The organism is Streptomyces sp. N35 (assembly GCF_016464295.1).
GTDB lineage: Bacteria > Actinomycetota > Actinomycetes > Streptomycetales > Streptomycetaceae > Streptomyces.
In genome coordinates, this window is the sequence record NZ_JAEIMH010000174.1 from 1 (window position 1) to 4,937 (window position 4,937).

The 4,937-nt window shown below is 70.7% G+C and carries 5 protein-coding genes and 1 tRNA gene; 1 reads left to right on the forward strand and 5 read right to left on the reverse strand.

All coding sequences use genetic code 11. The features are described from left to right. Nucleotides 1-100 precede the first annotated feature (100 nt). From JAO81_RS41460 to JAO81_RS41480, 5 genes are all read right to left on the reverse strand, one after another. On the reverse strand, nucleotides 101-595 hold the full coding sequence (locus JAO81_RS41460; RefSeq protein WP_307814236.1) for a DUF3592 domain-containing protein: 495 nt from the start codon (nucleotides 593-595) through the stop codon (nucleotides 101-103). 93 nt (nucleotides 596-688) lie between these two features. Continuing rightward, on the reverse strand, nucleotides 689-1,288 hold the full coding sequence (locus tag JAO81_RS41465) for a lytic polysaccharide monooxygenase (RefSeq protein WP_199553181.1): 600 nt from the start codon (nucleotides 1,286-1,288) through the stop codon (nucleotides 689-691). 159 nt (nucleotides 1,289-1,447) lie between these two features. Beyond that, the gene (locus tag JAO81_RS41470; protein WP_199553182.1) at nucleotides 1,448-2,113 is read right to left on the reverse strand and encodes a nucleoside/nucleotide kinase family protein; all 666 of its coding nucleotides are present in this window, start codon (nucleotides 2,111-2,113) and stop codon (nucleotides 1,448-1,450) included. Continuing rightward, a complete protein-coding gene (locus JAO81_RS41475; protein WP_199553183.1) occupies nucleotides 2,100-3,287 on the reverse strand; it encodes an SPFH domain-containing protein in 1,188 nt (395 codons plus the stop codon). Before JAO81_RS41475 ends, JAO81_RS41470 begins: the two co-directional genes overlap by 14 nt. Before the next feature lie 109 nt (nucleotides 3,288-3,396). Beyond that, complete coding sequence (locus JAO81_RS41480) at nucleotides 3,397-4,668, reverse strand: peptidoglycan-binding protein (RefSeq protein ID WP_199553184.1); 1,272 nt, start codon at nucleotides 4,666-4,668, stop codon at nucleotides 3,397-3,399. Between the two features lie 200 nt (nucleotides 4,669-4,868). Between JAO81_RS41480 and JAO81_RS41485 the strand changes: the two genes are divergently transcribed. After that, nucleotides 4,869-4,937: transfer RNA gene (locus JAO81_RS41485), tRNA-Lys, on the forward strand.

The window sequence follows — 4,937 nt, forward strand, 5'->3', positions numbered from 1 at the left end:
GGCATCAGGGCATCAGGGCATCAGGGCATCAGGGCATCAGGGCATCAGGGCATCAGGGCATCAGGGCATCAGGGCATCAGGGCATCAGGGCATCAGGGCATCAGGGCATCATCGGATCCGCCCCCGACGACATCGACGTGTACATACCGATGAAGACCACGAGGAACACCACCATCACGCCGACGAAGACCAGCGTCCCCGTCGTCTGCGCGGCGAGCGCCCCGCCGCGCGGTGCGCGGACCGTCGCACGGTCCGGGCGCTCCGCCGTGTAGTGGACGGGCACGATGTCGCCCTCGACGATCGTCGCGGGCCCGTCGCTCTCCTCGAAACGGACCGTGCGCCCGTCATGCGTGACGTACTCGAACACATGGTGAAGCGTCGTGGTCGTGCGGTCGCCGCCGCCACTGGTCGTCGTGTAGAAGCGCAGACAGCGCGCCTCTGCCGTCAATCCGCTCGACCAGGCCGCCCGCACCTGCCGGTCCCTGTTCACGGCGTTGACCGCCACCCCGACGAGGAAGGCGATCATCAGCAGCGGCACGGCGTAGAAGAAGAAGTCCATGGCATCCCCCCGGATCTGCGCACATCGCTCGAACACGGTGTGCGCAGACCGTATGCCCGCAGGTCAGAGAGGAAGAACTCGATCTGAGCAAGATCTGAGCAACGGGCCGTGGGGGGTTGGTCGGTGTGGTCAGAACTGGACGTCCGAGCACGCGTAGAACGCATTGCCCGTGTCCGCGATCGTCCAGACCGCGAGGACGATATGCCGTCCCGACTTGCCCGAAGGCAGCTTGCCCGAGTGCGAGAGCGTCGCCGGGGGCTGGCCGCTGAAGGGCACGGTGAGGAACGGCGCGGTGTCCAGGGACGACCGGGAGAGCGGGGCGCTCTGGTTCCAGCCGTTCTTGGTGATGTAGTAGCGGAAGTCGGTCGTGGAGTGCCGCGCCGTGAACTGCCAGCGGAACGTGTACGTCGATCCGCTCGACACCGACGTGGCCGGCCAGGCGCCACCGCCCGGCTTGGTGGGCGAGTTGAGCGCGTCGAACTGCCCGAGGCCGGCCGAACAGATCTTGCCGTCCGCCGGGCCCGCCGCCGGGAAGCCCTTCGGGCCCTCGACGCTCTGCGGCTCCCACTGGATGGCGCCGCAGCCCGTCACCGTGCCGTTCTGGCAGAGCTTCTGTCGGCTGATGGGCAGATCGGTGTAGCCGTGACTGCTGGCGCCGCCGGACGACAGCGCGAACGCGCCGGCCGTCGCCAGGCCCACCAACGCCGCGTACGTCTTCTTTCTCCGCATACTGCTGCTCCTGGGGCTCGTGATGTGGGGGTGAGCTCGAGCGCTGCGCAGTGCTCCGTGCGGAAGTGCTGGATCCGATGTGCATGATCCGGACGTGCAAGGTCCGGAAGTACAGTCCGGAAGTACAAGGTCCGGTCTAGACCAAGTCTCAGATTATTCTCAGGACTTGAACATGTCCATACCAATAGTGGAGAGGATCCGGTCGGCTCTCCCCCGCGATTCCTCCACGAGTTCACCGTTGGGCCCGTCGTTCGTCCGCACCCAGCCCTCGGCCCCCGCCCGCGTACGCCCACCTGTCAACTGCCGCTCCACCAGACGCATTTGACGCACCTCACCCGGCGCCTCGACGTACCACAGCGCCCCCATGAGTACGCGCGCCTCGCGCCAGCCGGGGAGATCGCAGCCGAGATAGTTCCCCTCGGTGACGACCAGCCGCGCGGACGGTGCGACGCGGTGCCGCGCCGCCACCGGCTCGTCCAGAGTCCGGTCGAAATCCGGTACGTAGAGGTCCCGGCCGGTCTCGGTCAGGACCCGGCGGAGCAGCGCCAGATACCCGTACACGTCGAAGCTCGGCTCCGAACCTTTGCGCTCCGTCAGGCCGAGCCGTGCCAACTGGGCGTTGGACAGGTGAAATCCGTCGAGCGGCAGATACGCGGCCTCCGCGCCGATCCGCTCCACGAGCGCCCGCGCGAGCGTGGACTTCCCCGCGCCGGGCGGGCCCGCAAGTCCGAGCAGGACGCGGGGACCCGCGGCGGTCAGCTTCCAGGCGTCGGCCGCGAGGGACGCCAGCGTGGGCTCGACGCGGTCGGGCTCAGCGATCTCCATGTCCCGTATAGAACGCCACCGTCAGATCCTTCACCAGAGCCTTGCGCTCGTAGTCGTCCAGTTCGACCAGGCCGCGCATGGTCAGCCGGGTCACCGTGTCCTCCACCGAGTCGACCACCTGGGTCAGCACGCTCTCGCGGTGGCGGGCATCCAGGGCCGCGATCCGCCGGCGCCGCATGACCTCGGCCACCTCGGGCGCGTACTCGATCCGGGTCGGCTGCGCCGAGAACACCTCGAGGCCGGCCGGATCGGCGTCCGCGACCAGGAGCCGGGTGAGCGCGTCGCCGACGGCTTCCGCGTTACGGAGCGTCGGCCCGTCGCCGTGGAAGGCATCGGCGGGCAGCTGCGAGAGCACCCGCGCCATGGCCGCCTCCACGCACTCGCGCAGATAGGTCTCGTGGTCGTCGACGCCGAGCGTCGCCCGCGCGGTGTCCTTCACTCGCCACACCACGAGCACCACCACCCGCAGCGCCGCCCCCTGCGCGTCCACGGCCGGCAGCGGTTCACTGCGCCAATGCCGCAGCCGTACGTCGACCCGGCGCCGCTTCAGGAACGGGTTGATCCACACCAGCCCGGTCCGCCGCACACTCCCCCGGTACCGCCCGAACAGCGAGACCACCCAGGCGCGTCCGGTCCGCCCGCGGCCAAGTCCGCCGAAGGCGCACAGCGCCAGCGCCCCCGCCCCGGCGAGCAGCGCCCACTGCGCCGGTCCCGGCTGCGCGCCCTCGATCAGCGGCAGCCGGGCGAGCCGCACCGCGAGCGGCGGGAGCAGGCCCGCCCACCACAGTCCGGCCCCGCACCCCGCGAGGCCCACGGCGCCGGCGGCCACGGCCACGGCTCCGGACAGCGCGGAGGCCGGGCGCTCCACCAGCGTCTCGTCGACGGGCAGCACGGCACGCACGGATGTCCTGGGCAGCGGCCGGCGCACCGCGCGCGGCTGCTCCCCGGTGCCCTGCCGGGCCCGTCCCACCACGGCTGCCGACGGCCCCGGGGCCGCAGCGGAGACTCCGGCGCGCGTCGCCACCCCGGTCACGGACGCCCCGGTCACGGACGCCCCGGCCGCCGGCTCGTCGCGGAACAGCAGATGCACCGGGATCTCGGTGGTCGCCTCGTTCTGGATCAACCGCACGCGCTCGGGTCCCACGGCCCCGGTCCCCGCTTCCGCCGACGTCATCGCACCCTCCGTACCACCGCAGCCGACACCAACCAGCGCCCCGTCACGGGGCCGCTCTCCCGACGCGCCCGGCAAGCCGCCGGACCCCTCACACCACCATCCGGACCGCTCACGCGAACAACCGCCGCCATGTCTCCGGCCCCGGCAGACCGTCCGCCGCACCGCCCCGCCAGCCCTGGGCGCGCTGGAACGCCTCGACCGCACGCCGGTCGGCCTCGCCCCACCGGGGTCCCGGACCCTGCGCGTAGAACCGGCCGTACCCCTTCTTGACGAGCTGCCGTCCGAGCACGGTGATGAAGTCGTTCGACTGCCCCGGCCGGAACAGCCCGCGCCCCGGATACGCCGGCACCCCGCGCGGCGCACCCGGCGAACCGCTCGCCGTGATGTTCCGCCCCTTGCCGCTTGCCAGGTACTCCCAGGTCAGCGGGCCCGGCAGCCCGTCGGCAGCCGTGCCGCGCCAGCCCTGCGCGAGCTGGAAGGCCTGCGTCGCACGCCGGTCGGCCTCGCCCCACTGCGGCCCGGGCCCCTGCCGGTAGAACCGTTTGCCGCCGCGCTCGACGAGCATCTTCCCGAGCTGGGTCACATACGGACTGCGCACGCCGGGCCCGAACGCCGCGCGCCCCGGGTAGCGGGCGGGGGCGCCGGCCGCGGCGGCCGTCAGGCCCTTGTAGCGATAGGCCGTATAGCGCTGCGCGTGGTTCCAATACGCGTACGGGGTGGCCTGTTTGCGCGTATGCGGGCGGGCCTGCTCATAGGCGAGGTAATACGCGCGGGTGTAATCCGTCCAGCCGCCGAAAATCGTCACGTGCGAACCCCTTTCCGGATCGGCGGGATTGTGGAACAACAGAATGTCCCCGGGCTGCAGCTGATCGCGGCTGATTCGCACGGCGAACCGGTCGAGTGTTCCGGTCCACTGATTCGTGCCGAGATTCCAGGCCATCGAGACAAAGCCCGAACAGTCCTGCCGGTAACCGTCGCGCCAGTACTTCGCGAGGCTGTACGGCACCTCGGCGGCCACCCATGTCTTGGCCCGCTTGATGATCTCGGCGCGGGTGGTGGGCCGCACCACGGGAGCCGCCGCGGGCGCTCCGGGCGCGCCGTGCAGCGGAGCGGCGGCGCCCTGCGGATGTCCGTCGGGGTCGTCGGCGAAGGGCCGGACCAGCGGGTGGGCGACGGCGCAGGTGACGGTGGAGCCGGCCGCGAGAAGGGTTCCCGCGGCGGTCACGGTGATCAGTGCGCTCCGCGCGCAATGCGAGGGAGAAATACGGGAAGGCCGCCTGGGTCCCGTATCCCCTGAGCGGAGGCAGCCCGCGCAGTCACATGTGCCGCCCACGGGTTCGAATTCCTCGAATGCCGGCAGTCCCGCCGTATCGGATCGCATGCGATCTACCTCACACTCGCGAATGGTCGGGAAAATCGCCGTACGCGGATCTGCATGGTCGTCAGTTTCCCAACTGCTCCCGGATATCGCATGTTGACGGTCCGAATGCTGTACGCATACGGCCCACCACCCGGCCCCCGCGCTCGGGCGTGGTCGGAACCACCCCCCACGATCCGGTAGAGTTCTCCAGGTCAGCGCGCGCCGCTAGCTCAGTTGGTTAGAGCAGCTGACTCTTAATCAGCGGGTCCGGGGTTCGAGTCCCTGGCGGC

Excerpts from the sequence above, each read along its gene's own strand:
- JAO81_RS41475 (WP_199553183.1), bottom strand. The coding sequence starts at position 3,287 with ATGACGTCGGCGGAAGCGGGGACCGGGGCCGTGGGACCCGAGCGCGTG.
- JAO81_RS41465 (WP_199553181.1), bottom strand. The coding sequence starts at position 1,288 with ATGCGGAGAAAGAAGACGTACGCGGCGTTGGTGGGCCTGGCGACGGCC.
- JAO81_RS41470 (WP_199553182.1), bottom strand. The coding sequence starts at position 2,113 with ATGGAGATCGCTGAGCCCGACCGCGTCGAGCCCACGCTGGCGTCCCTC.
- JAO81_RS41480 (WP_199553184.1), bottom strand. The coding sequence starts at position 4,668 with ATGCGATCCGATACGGCGGGACTGCCGGCATTCGAGGAATTCGAACCC.